Raw genomic sequence first — 19,080 nt, 5'->3', positions numbered from 1 at the left:
CTGTGCAACGATGCTGCCAAATGATTGCCATGCCATGCCATGGCAATCGATCGATTCCCCATGACGCGGGGCCATCCAGCGGTGAGTTACAACATCAAGGTCAAGGTCATTTTTTCTGTAGGCCAGGCATTGTCTGTCAGGCGTCCTCGCCCTTGCCGGTCAGCGAGCACAATGAAATCACCTCTCGCAGCGTCTTGGAATGCGCTCTGGCGCGGGCCGCCCTGGCCTCGTACTCGGCGGCCTGTACCGCACGGTCTGCCCCGCGTTCTGTTTCACCGAGCCTGATAAACAGGCGTTCCTGCTCATGCAGCGCCCGGACCGCAGCCCAGATGGCGTTTTCAACGACGTCGTGCTGCAGCATCTGCAGCACCCTCGCAGTATACGAATGGCCGGTGTGACAACGATACCGTACGGGGGCGTTGGTCGTGACTTCCCACAGGGCGCCGGCACATTCCGGACACGTCATCGACGAGGGCTTGCCGATCTTTTCGATATCTTCCATATCGCTGGCTCTGCCAACGATCCGATTCTCGATATCGATCCATTCGGGCAGGCTCGATGCGAGGCTGCGTGGAAGCGTGCCGGCTGGCCTGGCGTGGCTGCCAGCCAGTTTGACCAGCGCGGGGCCGATCTCGGCCGCGCGCAGAACCCGGTCGATGTCCGCATGCTCAAGCGCACTGGCCGGCATATCCATGATCTCGGCTTCGATCGGGTCTTGTACGATGGCCAGGCCGCCCCCGGCCTTGATTGCCTGTAAGCCGACCGTGCCGTCGTCGAGATGACCGCTCAGCACGACGCCTATGGCATTGTCCCGAACTGCCGCTGCGGCCGACCGGAACAGGGTATCGATGGCCGGGCGACAGTGGTTTTCCTTTGGGCCATGTATGAGCCGCGCGCAGGCCGTGCCGTCTTTCATGACGACGGTCAGATGCTCATCGGGCGGTGCAATCAGCACACGCCCGGCGATGATCGGTTCGCCATCCACCGCATGGCGAACGTGCAGCGCCGAACACCCGTTCAGGATGTGGGGAACGACGCTCTTCTCCGGCCCGCTGTGGAGCACAACGAGAATGGCCGCAGGAAAATCTTCGGGCAGTGATCGAAGGATGACCTGAAGCGCGCTGACCGCACCGGCTGAACCTCCGACAAGGACAATTTTCGACATAATTGCGCCTGGCTACGTAGATGCAGCCGAGTGTACCGAAGTGCCGACCAGAGGGGCGCAGCGTAGGCCCCGGGTTCCCCTCAGCCAGCGCCGGGCGCAACAAGGCCCCGGCTGCGCCGCTCGCGCAGCCAGAACCCCAGGCCCAGAAGCGCCAACCTGCTGAAGCGGGAAGGTGGTGCTTAAATGCTATGCAGCAAATTCATCGAGCGAAGCAGGCCGCTGAAAGGCGGTCGGACTTGCCTCAGGCCGCTTAGAACAGATAGGTGACGCCGAAATTGAGCGAGGCAGGTCGATATTTCGGCTTGCCGATCAGCATATTGCCGGCACTAGATGCCTTGAATGTGCCGCTGTCGACGCTGCTCCAACGGGCATCGCCGCTCAGGCGCCAGCGGGGAGACAGGCTGTATTCGGCGCCCACGATGGCTTGTACTGCCACGCCGCCTTCGCGTGAATACTCCTGCTCCGACCCGTTGCGGTCAACGTCGATATCGAGCGCGACGACGTAGCCCAGGCCGGCGCCGATGAACGGACGTAACGCACCCCGGGCCGGGAAGCGGTAGTACGCGTTCAAGAGGACCAGTTCCGAAAAGATGTTGCCATCGACTTCGACACCACCGACGCGCCTGAGATAATTGCCACGTTCGTCCAACGCCAGTTCGACGGCCCACCCGTTACCGAAGCGACGCCCCACGGCGGCGCCAAAGCCAAGACCGCCACCAAACTTGGCCGTGCCGCCTACACCAGGACCGGTAGGACGGAACTCGGAAAAGCTTGTGGATGGCGCGGCGGGGACGCCCCCGTAAGCGCTGGCGTAGAAGCCTGCCTCGTCCTGGGCGGCGGCTGATAACGGGATCAGCAGCAGGAGTGCGGTGAGATACGTGACGTAGCGCGTCTTGAAAGGCTGGTTCATGGCAGTCCTTTAGCGATGGAACTACTGGGGAGAGCAGCCAATCACTGTACAGTTTTTCTGCGCGCTGTAAATACCAGTTTCGCCACACTCCCTGTCATCGGGAGGGCTTCCTGTGCAAGCACAACAGGCGTTGCTGGGCCCTCGAGGGCACAGCGAACCCCTTCTTATCCCTTCAACGCGGCGCGCCGCTCGCGCAGCCAGAACCCCAGGCCCAGCAGCGCCAGCCAGATCGGGATCAGGATCACCGAGATGCGCAGCCCCGGCGTGATCGCCATGATCACGAGCAGGATGGCGACGAACGCCAGGCATACGTAATTCGACAGCGGGAACCACGGGCTGCGAAACAGCGTCGTCTCGCCCGCGTGGTCCTTGCTGCGCCGGAAGCGCAGGTGGCTCCACGAAATCATCGCCCAGTTGATGACGAGCGCAGCGACGGCCAGGCTCATCACCATGCCGAGCGCTTCTTCCGGCAGAAAGTAATTGATCAGGATCGCTGAACCGGTGGCCACGGCCGACACGGCCAGCGCATTGAGCGGCACGCCGCGCGCATTGGTGCGCATCAGCGCGCGCGGCGCATTGCCTTGCGCGGCCAGGCCGAACAGCATGCGGCTGTTGGCATACACGCAGCCGTTGTAGACCGACAGCGCGGCCGTCAGCACGACCAGGTTCAGGACGTTGGCGACCCAGCCGTTGTCGAGCGCGGCGAAGATCAGCACGAACGGGCTGCCGCCGGTGACGACTTTCTGCCATGGGAACAGCATCAGGAGCACGGCCAGCGCGCCGATGTAGAAGATCAGGATTCGGTACAGCGCGTTATTGGTCGCGCGCGGAATCGTGCGCGACGGGTCGTCCGCTTCGGCGGCGGTGATGCCAATCAGCTCCAGCCCGCCGAACGAAAACATGATCACCGCCATGGCCATGGCCAGGCCGCCCACGCCATTGGGGAAGAAGCCGCCGTGGCGCCACAGATTGGACACGCCCGCCTCGGGGCCGGCCCCGCCGCCGATCAACAGGTACAGGCCGAACACGATCATGCCGACCACGGCCGCCACCTTGATGACGGCAAACCAGAATTCCAGCTCGCCGAACGCCTTCACGTTCAACAGGCTGAGCAGGTTGACAAGGACGAAGAATCCCAGTGCCGAGACCCAGGTCGGCAGTTCCGGGAACCAGTACTGCATATAGATGCCCAGCGCCGTCAGTTCCGCGAGGCTGACGAGGATGTACATGACCCAGTAATTCCAGCCCGACACGAAGCCCGCCCAGCGCCCGCAATACTTGTCGGCGAAGTGACTGAATGAGCCGGCCACCGGTTCGTCGACGATCATCTCGCCCAATTGGCGCATGATCAGGAAGGCGACCGCGCCGGCGATGGCATACCCGAGCAGCACCGACGGGCCGGCCATCTGGATGGTCGAGGCGATGCCGAGGAACAGACCGGTGCCGATGGCGCCGCCCAGGGCGATCAGCTGGATGTGGCGGTTCTTGAGCCCGCGCTTGAGTTGGTGGTGCCCGTCGTCCATCGTCGGTTTCTTGATCTTGCTATAAAGACAGGGATTCTACTGCATTGGCGGGGCGTGGCAAACTCGCGCCACGGTTTTGCTTGTCACGCTATGCTGGTGGTGATGGCAATTCGCCGACACTCACTGGAGACAAGCATGCGCAAGATGATCATGATGGCCCTGGCGGGCCTGCTGTGGAAACAGTTTCAGACCAAGGTCATGAAGCGTCCGGTCGCGCAAAAGAAGACCTGGCGTTACTAAGCACCGAAGCAAGAACTGTCACTCATCGGGTGACGGTTCGACAGGCGCGGCCTCGGCCGCGCTTTTTTTTTGCCGATGGCAACTACACGCCGTGCCTCAGTCCCAGGTTGCGGTTGGCCGGTACCGCGACATCCATCAGGCCGGGCCGTGGCAGGTCGAGCGCGGCCATCAGTGCGATGAAGTCAGGGCGGGAGCGGCCGGCAAGGCGGGCATTGTGCGCGCGTTCCCAGCCGATGGTCGAGACCGATTGGCCCTTGTAGTCGTGGCCGGGCCACACCCGCGTGGCGGGATCGAGCGTGAACAGCTTGCCGGTGACACTGTCGTACAGGTCGCCCGCGCTGCCACCCTGAAAGTCGGTGCGGCCACAACCGCCGATCAGCAGCGTGTCGCCGCTGAACAGGTTGCCGCGCCACAGGTAGCACATGCTGCCGGCCGTGTGGCCCGGCGTGTGGATCACCGCAAGTTCTTCGCCGTCGGCAAACGCGATGCGGTCGCCGTCCTGCAGCTGGATTTCTGCCGGCGCGATGCCGCAGCCGCCCGGCGCGCAGGCTTTCGCGCCCGTGTGCGCCCGCAGGCGGCCGGCCGACGTGACGTGATCGGCATGCGCGTGCGCTTCGAACACGTGCGTCAGGCGCAGCCCAAGGCGTTCGAGATGCGCCAGGTCGCGTTCGAAATGGCGGTCGACGGGATCGATGATGGCCGCGTCGACAGCGCCGGGCGCGGCCAGGATGTAGGTGAAGGTGGACGACTCGGCGTCGAACAGCTGGATGGGATTGAGTTGCATGATGGGTTCCTCGGTAGCGCCCTGTTGTACCACAAACGTGGCTCAGGGCCGGATCGCGGCCAGCTTGTCGGCCAGTGTCGCCGGCGAGAGTTCACCCACGTGGCGCGTGCGCAGACGGCCCGCCGCATCGTAGAACAGCGTCGTCGGCATGCCGGCCGCGCCAAGGCGCGCGGCGGCTTGGCTGCCCGGGTCCAGCACGATCATGCTCGACTGCGCTGGTACCGGCAGACGCTCGCGCTCGAAGTACGCTGCCACGGTGGCGGCGGATTCGCCCTGGTTGACCAGCACGAACGCGATCTCCGGGTGGTTGGCCTGCGCCGCCATCAGGGCCGGCATCTCGCGCCGGCAGGGCGGACACCAGGTGGCCCAGAGGTTCAGCACGACAGGGCGGTTCGCGAAGCTGCGCAGCGCGACTTCACGGCCGTCAAGCTGGCGCACCATCACGTCCGGCATGGGCGTGTGGGCCGGCGTCAGTGCCTGGTTCAGCAGCGTGCCGCCAAACCAGACCGCGCAGCCGGCCAGCATGCAGGCCAGCACGGGCCGCCGCAGTGCCGCCCGGCGGCGCGTCAGCTCGGCCCCGACCACGCAGGCCGCGATCAGGCCGGCGACCGTTTCAAAGCCGCCGTCACGGATGTCGAACACGCTGGGCGGCGCGGCCAGGTAGATTGTATGGTGCTTCAGGACAAACACGAGACGGGCCGAGACGAAGCCGGCCACGATCATGTACCACAGCGCGCCGCCCGGATCGATGCCGCGCCGGCGCCGGAACCATTCTGCGACGAGCACGGCCGCCAGCACCGCCGCCAGCGACAGGGCGACCGCGATCGGAAGGTACAGCGGCCCCAGCCGGATGGCGTCCATCTGCTTCAGCGCGCCTGGGTCATTCTTCGGCCGGCGCCGGGTCGGGCAGCGCGAGTTGCTCGATCAGGAGCTTGTCGATCCGGTTGCCATCCATGTCGACCACTTCGATACGGTAGCCATTCCAGTCGAACGACTCGGACGCTTTCGGGATATATCCGAACTGGTACAGCACGAAGCCGGCCAGCGTGTGGTATGCGCCCAGTTCTTCGTCCGGGAAGCGCTCGGTGGTGTTGAAGACGTCGCGGAAGCGGTCCAGATCCACGCCGCCATCGAGCAGCCAGCTGCCATCCTGGCGCTGGACGGCGTCGGGATCGGTTTCTTCGCCATTCACGGTGACGTCGCCCACCAGCGCGCTCATGACATCCGACAGTGTAACCATGCCCTGGATGTCGCCGTACTCGTCGACGATCAGCGCCAGCTCGGCCCGGTTTTTCTTGAACAGTTCGAGCAGCACCATCGCGCCCACGGTCTCGGGCACGAACAGCACGTCCTGCACCGCATGTTCGATATTGACCGCCTCGAGCGAGCCGTGGCGTACCGACTGGGCCAGCAGGTCGCGTACCTTCACGAAGCCGAGGATCTGGGCGCGGTCGCCACGGTAGACCGGGAAGCGGCTGTAGGTATGGCAGGCGATCAGTTCGAGCGTGTCGCGGCGCTCGGCGTCCAGGTCGATCATGATCAGGTCGACGCGCGGCGTCATCAGCGCTTTTAGATGCCGGTCGTCCAGGCGCAGCGCGCGCGAGACGATGTCGTATTCGGTCTTTTCGAACAGGCCGGCGTCGGTGCCTTCCTTGAACATGCCGGTGATGTCTTCTTCGGTCGGCGCTTCTTCTTTGGCGTCGTGGATGCCGAACAGGCGCACGATCGCTTCGGTCGTCAGCGACAGCACCTTGACGAACGGCGACATGATCAGCGACAGGGCCGACAGCGGCGGGGCGATCAGGGTTGCCATCGTCTCGGGATGGCGCATCGCGATGCGTTTCGGGACCAGTTCGCCCAGCACGATCGACACGAACGTGATGGCCAGCACCACGATGAACAGCGAGATTTCGTAAGCGTAGGGGGCCAGGAAGCCCACCATTTCGATCTGCGGCTGCAGGCGCGTGACGAGCGAGGCTTCACCGAATGCACCGGTGAAGATGCCGATCAGCGTGATGCCGACCTGGACGGTGGAAAGAAAATGGCTCGGGTTGTCGGCCAGTGCGATGGCGCTGCGCGCCCCGCGGCTGCCTTCCTGCGCGCGCCGTTCGAGGCGCATGCGTTTTGCGGAGACGAGCGCCAGTTCGCTCATCGCGAACACCCCGTTCAGCAGGATCAGAACGAGGATGATCAATATATCTGACATGACTAGCAGAAGGCCTATGGCCGGGCATTCCGGGCCGTGGCCGGGTCCGCCACAATGGCGTACGGCGGAATCATGGCATAAATGACAAAAACGTGGGGGACAGCATGGACGATGGCGGGGTACTCGTATGATCGACCGTGCCATCGGTCCCGACTGGGACATTTTGTCCGGGTATGAACAGCGCGCTTAAGGAGTATCCTGACAGACTGCCCTGGCGCACTCTGGCGGCCACTGGCTTTACTCACAGCTTGGAAATACCCAAAAAATGGAATGGTTCCCGATCGTTTTTTTCACGTTCAAAGCGCTCGTGCTCGGCACGGGCATGTTTTTCGCCATCAAATGGCACTATGACCAGGGCAAGAAAAAGAACGGCATGGACCGGCGCACGCTGGTGCTGGGCGTCGCCAAAGTCGTCCTCATCTTCGTGGTCCTGCTCGCGGTGCTGGGCTACCTGACGCTGTTACTGGTCCGCAAGCTTGGCCTGGACTGGACCATTCCCTGACGACAGGCGGGGGCCTCTCAAGGCGTGGCGCGAAAGCGCTTGGTAATGCCGGCCCAGCACCCCTGATAATCCCCCTGCAATTGCGGTGACGCCAGCGCCTGCTCGGTGGGCACCAGCACATTGCGCGTTTCGAACATGAATGCCATCGTGTCGCCCACCTTGTGCGGTTGACGTGTGTCCGCGCTGCTGGCCTTGTCGAAGGTCGCGGCGTCCGGGCCGTGCCCGCTCATGCAGTTGTGCACGCTGGAGCCGCCCGGCACGAAGCCGTCGGCCTTGGCGTCGTAGGCCCCATGAATCAAGCCCATGAACTCGCTGGCCACATTGCGGTGGAACCAGGGCGGCCGGAACGTGTCTTCGGCCACCAGCCAGCGCGGCGGGAAGATGACGAAGTCGAGCGTGTCGACGCCCGGCGTATCCGATGGCGCTTGCAGCACGAGGAAGATCGACGGGTCCGGGTGGTCATAGCTGATCGAACCAATGGCGTTGAAGTGGCGCAGGTCGTATTTATAGGGCGCGTAGTTGCCGTGCCACGCCACCACGTCCAGCGGCGAATGGCCAATCGGTGCCCGCCATAGCCGCCCGCCGAATTTGGTGACCAGCTCGAAATCGCCTTCGATATCTTCGTACTGCGCCACCGGCGTCAGAAAGTCGCGCGGATTGGCCAGGCCGTTCGAGCCGATTGGTCCCATATCGGGCAGTTGCAGCAGAGCGCCGAAGTTTTCGCACAGGTAGCCGCGCGCTTCGCCATCGGGCAGCGTCACCTGGAAGCGCACGCCGCGTGGAATCACGGCGATTTCCTGCGGCTCGACGTCCAGCACGCCCAGTTCGGTGGCGATGCGCAGGCGCCCCAGCTGGGGCACGATCAGCAGTTCGGCGTCGGCATTGTAGAAGTAGCGACCGTCCATCGACTGGTTGGCCGCGTACAGGTGCACGGCGCAGCCTGTCATGGCCTCGGCCGAGCCATTGCCCGCCATCGTCACCCAGCCATCGATGAAGTCGGTCGGGGTCGTCGGCATCGGCAGCGGACTCCAGCGCAACTGATTCGGCGGCGCGGCATTGTCGAAACGGCTGACCAGGCGTGGGGCGTCCAGCGGCACGAAGCTGCCATGCACGGCGGCCGGGCGGATCCGGTACAGCCACGAGCGCCGGTTATGACTGCGCGGCGCGGTGAATGCGGTGCCGGACAACTGCTCCGCATACAGGCCATACGCCACTTGCTGCGGCGAATTGCGATGCTGCGGCAGCGCGCCGGGCATGGCTTCGGTGGCAAATTCGTTGCCGAAGCCGGACAGGTAACCTGACGGGTGGGCCATGCGGTGTCTCCTGAAACTGGTGGTGTGGTGCGATTGGTCGATGGCGCCACTCTAGAATAATCCGCCCGGTTTTACGAGATGAATAGAAAAATGTAGACTATTGATTCCATGAATACTGCTGGCCTCCACTACCACCGCGCATGGACAATGCGCCGGCAACCTTGAAAACCCATGATCGAACCTCGCACCATCGACCTGAACCTGCTGTCCGTGTTCCAGGAAGTCTACCGGGAGCGCCAGATTTCCAGTGCTGCCCGCCGCCTTGGCCTGAGCCAGTCGGCGGTCAGCAATGCGCTGGCACGATTGCGGCGCGCCTTTGGCGACGAGCTGTTCGTGCGCACGGCAAGTGGCATGCAGCCCACACCGCTGGCGACGCAGATGGCCGAACCGATCGGGGCGGCGATGGCGCAGGTGGCGCTGGCGCTGAACCAGCGCAGCCGGTTCGAGCCGGGCACGAGCAGCCGCCGCTTCGTGCTGGCGATGACCGATGTCGGCGAGGTGTACTTCATGCCGACGCTGATCGAGCGCTGCCGGCAGGTGGCGCCGCACGTGGAACTCAGCTCGGTGCGCGTGGGCGCGGCGACGCTGAAGGAAGAAATGGAAGGCGGGCGGGTCGACCTGGCGGTGGGCCCGTTCGAGGATGTGTCCGATGCGCTGTACCAGCGGCATTTGTTTCGCCAGCCGTTCGTGACGATGTTCCGCAAGGGCCATCCACTGGGCAAGGGCGCGCTGACGCTGGCACGCTTCGCGGCGGCCGAGCACTTGCTGGTGGATGCGGCCGACAGCCCGTACGACCGGGTGAACGCGGTGCTGGCCCGGGCCGGGATCGCGCCGACGACGCGCTTTCGGGTGCCGCACTTTACGGCGGTGCCGTACATCGTCAGCTCGAGCGACCTGGTGGTGACGGTGCCGCAAAAACTGGCCGAACGGGCCGGCCTGCCGTTCGCACTTGAATGGGCAACGCCGCCGCTGGATCTGCCGCCGCTGCAAACGAATATTTTTTGGCACCGCCGCTTCAACCAGGATCCGGGCAATGTGTGGTTGCGCGGTTTGCTGGCCGACGTGTTCGCGGAATGACCGTCAACGTAGGACGAATAAAAGGAAGAGACAATGGCAGACCTGTTTGACAATCCCATGGGCCTGATGGGCTTCGAGTTCGTCGAGTTCGCTTCGCCAACCCCGGGCGTGCTCGAACCCGTTTTCGAGGCGCTGGGCTTCACCAAGGTGGCCGTGCACCGCTCGAAGGACGTTGCGCTGTATCGCCAGGGCGGCATCAACTTCATCATCAACAACGAGCCGAAAAGCTACGCCGCCTACTTCGCGGCCGAGCACGGCCCGTCGGCCTGCGGCATGGCGTTTCGCGTGCGCGATGCGCACAAGGCTTATGCCAGGGCGCTGGAACTGGGCGCGCAGGCGGTCGAGATCCCGACCGGCCCGATGGAGCTGCGCCTGCCGGCGATCCGCGGCATCGGCGGCGCGCCGCTGTACCTGATCGACCGCTTCGACGAAGGCGACACCATCGGCAAATCGATCTATGACATCGACTTCAAGTTCATCGATGGCGCGCCGCGCAACCCGGAAGGCCACGGCCTGAAGATCATCGATCACCTGACGCACAATGTGTACCGCGGCCGCATGTCGTACTGGGCCGGCTTCTACGAGAAGCTGTTCAACTTCCGCGAGATCCGCTACTTCGACATCAAGGGCGAGTACACGGGCCTGACCTCGAAGGCAATGACGGCGCCGGACGGCATGATTCGCATCCCGCTGAACGAAGAAGGCAAGGCGGGCGGTGGCCAGATCGAGGAATTCCTGATGCAGTTCAACGGCGAAGGCATCCAGCACATCGCACTGCTGAGCGACGACCTGATCGCCACGGTCGACAGCCTGCGCGCGGCCGGCGTGCCGCTGATGACGGCGCCGCCCGAGACGTATTACGAAATGCTTGACGAGCGCATCCCGGGCCACGGCGAAGATGCCGAGCAGCTCAAGGTGCGCGGCCTGCTGCTCGATGGCACGGTCACGGACGGCAAGGCACGCCTGTTGGTGCAGATTTTCGGCGTGGCGCAACTGGGCCCCGTGTTCTTCGAATTCATCCAGCGCAAGGGCGACGACGGCTTCGGCGAAGGCAACTTCAAGGCGCTGTTCGAGTCGATCGAGCGCGACCAGGTCAAGCGCGGCGCTCTCGGCGCCGCCAGCGAGGCAACCACCGCCGCTTGATCGGTAATTTGCTATCCTGCGTGTTTGCGGCGGCCCCTGGCCGCCGTCTTGCGTAAAGGAGAAAGCATGCTGGCGGCGTTTGCGGTCCTGTTGTTGTTCCAATGCCTGGGGGAGGGCCTCGTGTTCGTGCTGCGCCTGCCGCTGCCCGGCCCCGTGGCTGGCATGCTGCTGCTGGTAGCTGCGCTGATCGTCTTTCCCAAGTTGCAGTTGCTGGTCGAACAGGCGGCCAATGCGCTGCTGGCCCACCTGTCGCTGCTGTTCGTTCCGGCCGGCGTGGGCATCGTGGTAGCTGCCGCCAGCGGCAGTGGTCACTGGCTGGCGATTATTGCATCGGTTGTCGTCAGCACGCTGCTGGCGCTGGCCGTCACGGGCCTGCTGCTGCGCGGCATGAAAGGTGAACCGACGAAAGATCACGATGCCTGATTTCGCCGGCCTGCATCAGTTCTGGGTCTATCTGGCGGCCTCGCCCCTGCTGGGGCTGACCATGACACTGTGCGCCTATCTGGCCGCGCAGCGTATCGGCGCCTGGTGCAAGGGCGCGCCAATCGCCAACCCGGTCGCCATCGCGATTGCCATCGTGGTGGGCATCCTGAGCCTGTCCGGCATGTCGTACGAGCGGTATTTTGCTGGCGCGCAGTTCGTCCACTTCCTGCTCGGCCCCGCGACCGTGGCGCTGGCCGTGCCGCTGGTGCGCCAGCTGCCGCGCCTGCGCCAGCACTGGCTGCCGCTGACGGCAGCGTTGTTCGCTGGCTGCGTGACGGCCATTGTCTCGGTGGTCGTCGTGGCGCAGTGGCTGGGCGCCACGCCCGCGCTGATCGCGACGCTCGCGCCCAAGTCGGTCACGTCGCCCATTGCGATGGCCGTGGCCCAGCGGCTGGGCGGCCTGCCTTCCCTGACCGCCGCGCTGGTGATTGGCACGGGCATCTTTGGCGCCATATTCTCGACCTGGCTGTTTCATGGGCTGCGCGTGCGCTCGGACGCGGCGCGCGGGTTCGCTATGGGGCTGGCCGCGCACGGGATCGGCACGGCGCGTGCTTTCCAGCTCAGTCCTGAAATGGGGGCGTTCGCTGGGCTGGCGATGGGGCTGAATGGCGCGTTGACGGCGCTGCTTGCTCCCTGGCTGGTGCCGCTCGTGACGCGCTGGGTAGGCTGACGGTCTGCGCTGCGCCGCACAATCGGCGCACCGATTACGCTAACGTTTTGACCAACCCACGGAGCAGATCGTGACCGACCACACAACAATCAGTCTGGCTATCCAGGGCGGTGGCAGCTATGGCGCCTACGGGTGGGGTGTGCTTGACCGCCTGCTGCAGGAGCCGGGGTTGCAGATCGATGCGCTCAGCGGGTCAAGTGCCGGCGCGGTCAATGCGGTCGTGGTCGCAGACGGCTACGCACGCGGCGGCGGCCGCGAAGGTGCGCGTCGGGCACTCGACAAATTCTGGCGTGCGATCGGCACGGCCGCATCCATGAGCCCATTGCAGCGCACGCCGCTCGACCGCATGGCGCCGCACTTCACGATGGCATTTTCGCCGGTGTACCACTTGCTGGAAATGGCAGGCGCCATGGCCGGTCCAACGCTCGAAGGGCCGCTGACCCTCAATCCACTACGCCACTTTCTCGCAGCGACGATCGACTTCGAACGGGTGCGCGCCTGTGAAGAGCTGCAGCTGTTCATTGCCGCGACCAATGTGCGCACCGGTACGGGCAAGCTGTTCCGGCGCGACGAGATGGATGTCCAGCGCCTGCTGGCCTCGGCCTGCCTGCCGACCGTGTTCGCCGCAGTCGAGGTGGATGGCGAGATGTACTGGGATGGCAGTTATGTCGCTAATCCACCGCTCGCGCCGCTGATGGCGCATGGCGACGGAACGGACGTCGTGATCATCCAGAACAATCCCATCGCGCGTCCCGACATGCCACGCACGGTGGCCGACATCGCCAATCGCGCCAACGAGATCGCGTTCAATATCAGTTTCGTTCGTGAAGTCAGCGCGCTGCAGTTTTTGGGAAGCGCCACGGATGAGATGCGCGGTGCGGGGGCGACGCCTGCCGCCAAGTTCCTGCACCTGATCAGCGGTAACGAGCATCTGGCGGCGCATGGCATTTCCGCCAAATTCAGCGCCGAGATGCCGTTCCTGCAGCATTTGCACGATCTTGGCGTGGCCTCGGCCGATACCTGGCTGAAGGAAAACGGCGCGCACCTCGGCGCGAAATCGACCCTTGACCCGATGCCCGTGTTTTATCCCGACCTGTAAAACGCAAAAAAAAACACCGTCGCCGTTGCCGGGGACGGTGCTTGAGAGCGCTGTTGCGCAACGTCGGCGGCGCGTTATGCGTCTGCCGACTTGTCGTTCGAGGTTGTCTTTGGCGCCAGCGCGAAGGCGGCAATGAGGGCGCCAACCACGCCGACGGCCAGCGCCGCGCTGCTGCCCGAGAAGCCGACCAGATGTTCCTTGGCCAGCTTGCCGGCCTTTGGCCCGACGAGCTGCAGACGCCGACGCGTCATCGCGGCGCCCAGTTCCGACAGGCGCGCCTTGCCCAGGATATTCTCGGCATCGGGCAGCAGGCGGGTTTCTTCATCGGCCACGTGGTGGATCACGTCGCGCATCAATTCCATGACCAGATCATCGTGGCGCGGATCAGCGCCGCTGGTGCGGCGCAGCTGGGCGATCAGGCGGCGCATCTCGTCATGTTCCGGTTCGGCCTCGTGGATAAACGGCTGTTTCGCATCTTGACGCCGCATCACAGGATAGAAAATCTCTTCTTCCAGCGTTGCATGGATTTCCAGTGCATCGCAAATGGTGTCGGCCAGCGCCTTCTTGACGGTCGGGCTCTTGTCGCTGGAGTATTGATGGAAGGTCACCATGACGTGCGAGTGATCGAAGCGGATCATGTCGGTGATGGTTGGGCTCAGTTGTTTCAGGTTAAACATGGTGGTACCCCCGTTCGTGGTTGTTTGATCAACATCGTGAAGGAGTCCTTGTCAAATGGCTGTAGGCCTGTGCGCCGAGGTCGTGTCAGTGCCGTTCCAGATCGGTCAGAACCACGAGGCAGTTTTTCCAGCCCTCTATTCATGTTGAATTGAAATAACTACTTGTCACATTAGTCCTACACGAACTCGGGATTACCCCTGACGAGCTACCGACAGTTGTCATGCGATCATGTGTCCACTGGCCTGCCGGTCCCGGCGCTGGCCCGTCCTGGATGGTCACGCACCACGCGTGCCGAAAGGATGAACAACCTTATCGAGGACACTATCCATGTTTGCTCACAATAAGCGTTTGCAGTACACCGTCCGCGTCAGCGGCCCCAATCCCGGCCTGGCGAACCTCATGCTTGAACAGTTCGGCGGCCCGCAGGGCGAGCTTGCCGCCGCCATGCGCTACTTCACCCAGGCCGTTGCCGAGGACGATCCAGGCCGCAAGGACCTGCTGTTCGATATCGCCACTGAAGAACTCAGCCACCTCGAAGTCATCGGCAACATCGTTGCGATGCTCAACAAGGGCGCCAAAGGCCGCCTGGCCGAGGGCGTCGATATGGAAGCCGATACCTACCGCAGCATCACCGGCGCCGGTAACGATAGTCATATTACGCAGGTCCTGTATGGCGCCGGTGTGCCGCTGACGAATTCGGCCGGGGTGCCTTGGACGGCCGCCTACATCGACTCGATCACCGAGCCAAGCGCCGACCTGCGCTCGAACATCGCCGCCGAAGCACGCGCCAAAATCGTCTACGAGCGGCTGATTTCATTGACCGACGACCCGGGCGTCAAAGAAGCACTGGGCTTCCTGATGACGCGTGAAGTGGCGCACATGAAGTCGTTCGAGAAAGCGCTGTACGCAATGGAGCCGAACTTCCCGCCCGGGAAAATGCCCGTCGTGCCGGCGTTTGCCAGCGTCTACTACAATATGTCGCAGGGCGAGGGCGAAGTGCGCGGCGCGTGGAACCAGGGCGCCGACTGGGACTTCATCAGTGACCGCGACAAGCAGATGGCCGTCGATGGCGGTGCGGGCGACGCCGAAGTGGCGCTGCCAACGGAGGATATCGACGTGCTGGAAATGATGGCGGCGCGCACGCTGTCGGATCCAATGGCCATGCCGCGCACCGGTTCCGAACTGGGCATGATGCAATCTGCATCCGGTGGTACGATAGGTGGCAGTAGCGGAAACGCAATGGGCGAGCCCACCGTGGCCTCGCGCGGCGGCCCGCTCGACGACACCGGCATTGCCAAGAAAAAGAAGGCCAGCGTCAAAAAAACGACGTAAGCAAAACGACCCAAGCAACAGGCACAGCATCTGCCCACGCCGCCTGCCGCATGATCTGTGGCAGGCGGCATTCAGTTATCAGGAAGCCGCATGGATAGTCAAGTCGAGAAAGCCCCACCACACCGTGGCATGCCGAGCTGGCTTACCCCACGTCGCGCGATCGGTTTCGGTATTTGCACCCTGGTTCTGTTTGTCCTGATCGGCAGCATGATCGAGCAGTTCATGAATGCCAACCCGAAGATGTTGGCCGCCTTGCTGGGCGGTAGTGCGGCGGCAGCGGCCACTGCGCTTGGCACGTTGCCAGTCTTGTTTGCACAGAATTTTTCTCGCCGCACCTACGACTCATTCCTTGGTTTCGGCGCTGGTGTCATGCTGGGCGCCACTGCGTTTTCTCTCGTGATTCCGGCCCTGAACGCAGCCTCGTCGGCCGGGGCGGGCAGCTGGGAATCCAGCCTGATGGTGGGCGCGGGTATTCTGGCCGGCGCCGGCGCGATTCTCCTGATGAGCCGCGCGGTTCATACCGACGGCATCCTTTCTACCGATCCCGACCAGGTTTCGCTGCGGCGCGCGTGGCTGTTCGTGTGGGCCGTCGCGCTGCATAACCTGCCAGAAGGGTTGGCCATTGGCGTCGCCTTCGCTGGCATCGACCTGGAAAAAGCCACATCACTGGCCACCGGTGTATCGATCCAGGACGTGCCCGAGGGCCTGGTCGTGGCGCTGGCGCTGCATTCCGTCGGTTACAGTCGCCTTGCAGCGGTGGGCATGGGCATCGTATCCGGGCTGATCGAGCCGATCGCTGCCGTGTTCGGCGTCGCGCTCATCGGGATCGCAGCCGGCCTGCTGCCGTATGCGCTGGCCGCCGCTGCCGGCGCCATGCTGCTCGTCATCGTCAACGACGTGATTCCCGAATCGCGCCAGTCGGGGAATGGGACCCAGGCCAGCATTGCGCTGGTCATCGGGTTCATTGTGATGACGGTACTCGATACGGCGCTGGCCTGATCGGCTGGCCCAAAACCCGCCCGCATTGCTGCAGGCCGCTATGCACCCGATTACATCACCAGTGCGGCGTTGCGCTGCGTTCCCATCGGTGACGCGCTGTCAGCACGAATGAAACAGCGGGCTGGCACCAGCGGCCGATCGACATAATAGCCCTGGATTTCGTCGCAGCCAAAGCGCTTTAGCTCGCACAACTGCTCGAGATTTTCCACGCCTTCTGCCACCACCTTCAGATTCAGGCTGTGCGCCAGATTGATGACGGCGCGGGTGATCGCGGCGTCGTCGCTGTCATGCGGCAGGTCGCGCACGAAGGTGCGGTCGATCTTCAGCGCATCCAGCGGGAAGCGCTTCAGGTACGCGAGGCTCGAATAGCCTGTGCCGAAATCGTCGATGGACAGGCGCATGCCCAGCGCCTTGATCCGTCCCAGGATTGCCACTGCGGCGTCCGGGTTCACCATCAGCATCGATTCGGTCAGCTCGAACTCGAGCAGTGCCGGCGCGATGCCGCTGGCGGTCACGATGTGCTCGATCGTTGCTGCCAGGTCGTCCTGCTCGAGCTGGCGCGCTGACAGATTGATCGCGACCGGCACGACGGGGAAGCCGTCCGCGCGCCAGGCGCCAAGCTGGCGGCAGACTTCCGTCACGACCCATTCGCCGACCGCGATGATCAGGCCCGTGTCTTCGAGGACCGAGATGAATTCGAGCGGCGGCACCAGGCCGCGCTGCGGGTGGTTCCAGCGCAGCAAAGCCTCGAAGCCGCTCGTCCTGCCGGTAGCAAGGTCCAGCTTGGGCTGGTAGTGGAGCAGGAATTCGCCACGCGCCAGCGCCTGGTGCAGCTCGGCTTCGAGCTTGATGCGCTGGGTGGTTGCATCGTGCATGGCCGCGCTGAAGAACTGGAAATTGCCACGGCCATTGTGTTTGGCCGCATACATGGCCGTATCGGCGCTTTTGAGCAGCGCCTCCGCATTGGCACCGTCTTCCGGGTAGCGTGCGATGCCGATGCTGGCCGAGACAAACAATTGCTGGCCCTGCAGCAGGAAGGGCGCCGCCAGCGCATCGATGATGCTGGTGCACAGTGTGGCGATGTCGCCGTCTTCCACGACGTCGGGCAGGATCAGGGCGAATTCGTCGCCACCGAGCCGCGCCACCAGATCGCCGGGCCGGGCACAGGCTTGCAGGCGCTTGGTGGCCAGTACCAGCAGCTGGTCGCCGACACCATGCCCCAGCATGTCGTTGACTTTCTTGAAATGGTCGAGGTCGATGAACATGACGCCGGCGCGGCGTGCCTGCGCGGCGGCCGCGCCGATGGCCAGGTCGAGCGATTCGGACAGGTAGCGCCGGTTTGGCAGGTCGGTCAACGCATCGTATTGCGCCAGATAGGTCAGGCGCTGCTGGGCCGTGTGGCGCTCGATCGTGGTGGCCAGGATGTGCGCGATGCTGCGCAAGAAGTTGCGGTCGTCCGGCCCGAACTGGCGGTCGTCGTCGGTGAACACACCCAGCACGCCGAACGGGCTTTCCGTGCAAATCACGCAGGCATCGACGCTGCTGCGGACCTGGTAGGCAGCGCCGACGGTCGCGAACAGCGGCCGCAGCAGGTCGGCCGGCTCTTGTTGTGGCATCGGACCCAGCGGGCAGTCAAGGGCAAAGCCGGTGGCCGAGGCCAGGGCGCCGCTACCCGCCTGGATCACCAGTGAGCGCCCGATCGGCGCCGGTTCCAGTGAAAACAGCGCTGCGCTCGGCGCGTCCAGGCCGCCCGCAGCAGCCTGAATCGCCTCCCGGAACACGTGCTGCAGGTCGGTGGCTGTCAGGGCCACGCGGCCCAGCTCGGCGATCAGGTTCTCGCGCCGCGCCGTGGCCAGGATCGTGCGCTCGAAGGCCTTGCGCTCGGTGATGTCGATATCGATACAGATATAGCGCACCGTGCCGCCCGCATCGAACATCGGCACGATCGTGCGGTGCCATTGCAGCGTACGGTCGCGCCCGGCGATCGTGACGTCGCCTTTCCAGACGTGCGGCCCGGGTGTCCAGGCCGGCGCCAGGTCGGGGATGGTCAGGTGTGCCAGGGGTTGGCCAACGACCTCGTCGCGGGACAGGCCACTGTTGGCGATGAACTGGTCGTTGACGACGGCGATGCGGCCGTCAACATCGATCTCGGACACGATCGCGGCCTGGTCCATCGCGCTCTTGTGCTGGACGAGCGAATTCATCAGGAGCTCGATGCGCTCGCCATACTGCACGCGCAGGCTGGCGGTGCCACGGTTCACGGCCAGGATCGCTTCCTGGATCTCGAGCGGCGCATCGTCGTGCAGCGGCGCCTCGGCAGTGACCAGGCCCGCGGCGACATCATGCTCAAACGCGCGCAGGCCACCGAGACGGTCCAGCCAGCGGCGCAGCAGCACGCGCATCATGAGCAGGCTGGCCGAGGCCAGCACCAGGGCGACCGCCGCCGTTTCGATGATGAGCTGCCAGAGCTGGGCTGCCAGTCGGGTCACATCGAACGACAGGCGTATGACGCCATAGTCCTTGCCACCGACCGTGATGACCCGGTTGACATCGTAGAACCGCTCGACGATCAGCGCCGTGAACCAGTCGGGCGGCGCTGCATGCTGGCTTGCCTGCGCCTCCAGGCTGATCGCACCGCCACCGACTTCGAGGAACTGGGCGCGCTGGAACGGTGACTTGACGAGCATCTTGCCCAGCGTGCGCTTGACCGTGTCGTAATCGCCGATGACGACGCTTTCTTCGATCGGCTGGATCACTGCCTCGAGCAGCATCAGCGCATTGTCCTGCGTCTCTTCAATATGCTGCAGGTACTGGTAGCGGTAGAACATGCCCAGGCCAGCCACCAGCAGGAGCAGCATCGTGGCTGCGAACACGCCGAATACACGGCCCATCAGGGAGCGCGGCAGGAAGACGCGCTTGAGCAGGCGCAGCGGAGCAAATACCATGGCGTGGAGTG

General features: G+C 64.1%; 17 protein-coding genes. 8 read left to right on the top strand and 9 right to left on the bottom strand.

The window, feature by feature from the left end; genetic code table 11:
* Positions 1 to 136: 136 nt before the first annotated feature.
* From AC1MGT_RS00375 to AC1MGT_RS00350, 6 genes are all read right to left on the bottom strand, one after another.
* On the bottom strand, positions 137 to 1,165 hold the full coding sequence (locus AC1MGT_RS00375) for a chemotaxis protein CheB (protein ID WP_499502394.1): 1,029 nt from the start codon (positions 1,163 to 1,165) through the stop codon (positions 137 to 139).
* 250 nt (positions 1,166 to 1,415) lie between these two features.
* The gene (locus AC1MGT_RS00370; protein ID WP_499502392.1) at positions 1,416 to 2,075 is read right to left on the bottom strand and encodes an outer membrane beta-barrel protein; all 660 of its coding nucleotides are present in this window, start codon (positions 2,073 to 2,075) and stop codon (positions 1,416 to 1,418) included.
* A 164-nt stretch (positions 2,076 to 2,239) separates the two neighbouring features.
* Complete coding sequence (locus tag AC1MGT_RS00365) at positions 2,240 to 3,598, bottom strand: amino acid permease (protein WP_499502390.1); 1,359 nt, start codon at positions 3,596 to 3,598, stop codon at positions 2,240 to 2,242.
* Between the two features lie 322 nt (positions 3,599 to 3,920).
* Positions 3,921 to 4,622, bottom strand: a complete 702-nt coding sequence (locus tag AC1MGT_RS00360) for an MBL fold metallo-hydrolase (RefSeq protein WP_499502389.1) — start codon at positions 4,620 to 4,622, stop codon at positions 3,921 to 3,923.
* A gap of 42 nt (positions 4,623 to 4,664) precedes the next feature.
* The gene (locus tag AC1MGT_RS00355) at positions 4,665 to 5,483 is read right to left on the bottom strand and encodes a TlpA family protein disulfide reductase (protein WP_499502388.1); all 819 of its coding nucleotides are present in this window, start codon (positions 5,481 to 5,483) and stop codon (positions 4,665 to 4,667) included.
* A gap of 19 nt (positions 5,484 to 5,502) precedes the next feature.
* Positions 5,503 to 6,828 (bottom strand): hemolysin family protein, encoded by a 1,326-nt coding sequence (locus tag AC1MGT_RS00350; RefSeq protein WP_499502386.1) that lies wholly within the window; start codon positions 6,826 to 6,828, stop codon positions 5,503 to 5,505.
* A gap of 265 nt (positions 6,829 to 7,093) precedes the next feature.
* Here AC1MGT_RS00350 and AC1MGT_RS00345 point away from each other — a divergent pair, with 265 nt between their 5' ends.
* Positions 7,094 to 7,330, top strand: coding sequence for a hypothetical protein (locus AC1MGT_RS00345; RefSeq protein WP_499502384.1), 237 nt, complete (start codon positions 7,094 to 7,096; stop codon positions 7,328 to 7,330).
* A gap of 17 nt (positions 7,331 to 7,347) precedes the next feature.
* Here the strand turns inward: AC1MGT_RS00345 and hmgA are convergent, their stop codons facing one another.
* Positions 7,348 to 8,643, bottom strand: coding sequence for a homogentisate 1,2-dioxygenase (gene hmgA, locus AC1MGT_RS00340; RefSeq protein ID WP_499502382.1), 1,296 nt, complete (start codon positions 8,641 to 8,643; stop codon positions 7,348 to 7,350).
* Between the two features lie 171 nt (positions 8,644 to 8,814).
* On the opposite strand from hmgA, the gene AC1MGT_RS00335 reads away from it, so the two are divergent.
* From AC1MGT_RS00335 to AC1MGT_RS00315, 5 genes are all read left to right on the top strand, one after another.
* Entirely contained in the window at positions 8,815 to 9,720 is a 906-nt protein-coding gene (locus AC1MGT_RS00335) for a LysR family transcriptional regulator (RefSeq protein ID WP_499502381.1), read from the top strand.
* Between the two features lie 33 nt (positions 9,721 to 9,753).
* Entirely contained in the window at positions 9,754 to 10,863 is a 1,110-nt protein-coding gene (hppD, locus tag AC1MGT_RS00330; RefSeq protein WP_499502380.1) for a 4-hydroxyphenylpyruvate dioxygenase, read from the top strand.
* A gap of 66 nt (positions 10,864 to 10,929) precedes the next feature.
* Entirely contained in the window at positions 10,930 to 11,286 is a 357-nt protein-coding gene (locus AC1MGT_RS00325; RefSeq protein WP_499502379.1) for a CidA/LrgA family protein, read from the top strand.
* Positions 11,279 to 12,016: an LrgB family protein gene (locus AC1MGT_RS00320; RefSeq protein WP_499502378.1), complete on the top strand. Its 738-nt coding sequence runs from the start codon at positions 11,279 to 11,281 to the stop codon at positions 12,014 to 12,016. The genes AC1MGT_RS00325 and AC1MGT_RS00320 overlap by 8 nt, the downstream gene beginning before the upstream one ends.
* Before the next feature lie 70 nt (positions 12,017 to 12,086).
* Complete coding sequence (locus AC1MGT_RS00315) at positions 12,087 to 13,115, top strand: patatin-like phospholipase family protein (protein WP_499502377.1); 1,029 nt, start codon at positions 12,087 to 12,089, stop codon at positions 13,113 to 13,115.
* Between the two features lie 74 nt (positions 13,116 to 13,189).
* Here the strand turns inward: AC1MGT_RS00315 and AC1MGT_RS00310 are convergent, their stop codons facing one another.
* Positions 13,190 to 13,792: a hemerythrin domain-containing protein gene (locus AC1MGT_RS00310; protein ID WP_499502376.1), complete on the bottom strand. Its 603-nt coding sequence runs from the start codon at positions 13,790 to 13,792 to the stop codon at positions 13,190 to 13,192.
* 328 nt (positions 13,793 to 14,120) lie between these two features.
* Here AC1MGT_RS00310 and AC1MGT_RS00305 point away from each other — a divergent pair, with 328 nt between their 5' ends.
* Complete coding sequence (locus tag AC1MGT_RS00305; RefSeq protein WP_499502375.1) at positions 14,121 to 15,125, top strand: manganese catalase family protein; 1,005 nt, start codon at positions 14,121 to 14,123, stop codon at positions 15,123 to 15,125.
* 90 nt (positions 15,126 to 15,215) lie between these two features.
* Positions 15,216 to 16,124 carry a ZIP family metal transporter gene (locus AC1MGT_RS00300; RefSeq protein ID WP_499502374.1) on the top strand — a complete coding sequence of 303 codons (909 nt, stop codon included), beginning with the start codon at positions 15,216 to 15,218 and terminating at the stop codon, positions 16,122 to 16,124.
* A 50-nt stretch (positions 16,125 to 16,174) separates the two neighbouring features.
* On the opposite strand, the gene AC1MGT_RS00295 is transcribed toward AC1MGT_RS00300, so the two are convergent.
* Entirely contained in the window at positions 16,175 to 19,069 is a 2,895-nt protein-coding gene (locus AC1MGT_RS00295) for a putative bifunctional diguanylate cyclase/phosphodiesterase (protein ID WP_499502373.1), read from the bottom strand.
* Positions 19,070 to 19,080: the final 11 nt, after the last annotated feature.

Source organism: Telluria sp. BA11 (assembly GCF_056680305.1).
This window is presented reverse-complemented; position numbering and strand designations above follow the sequence as displayed.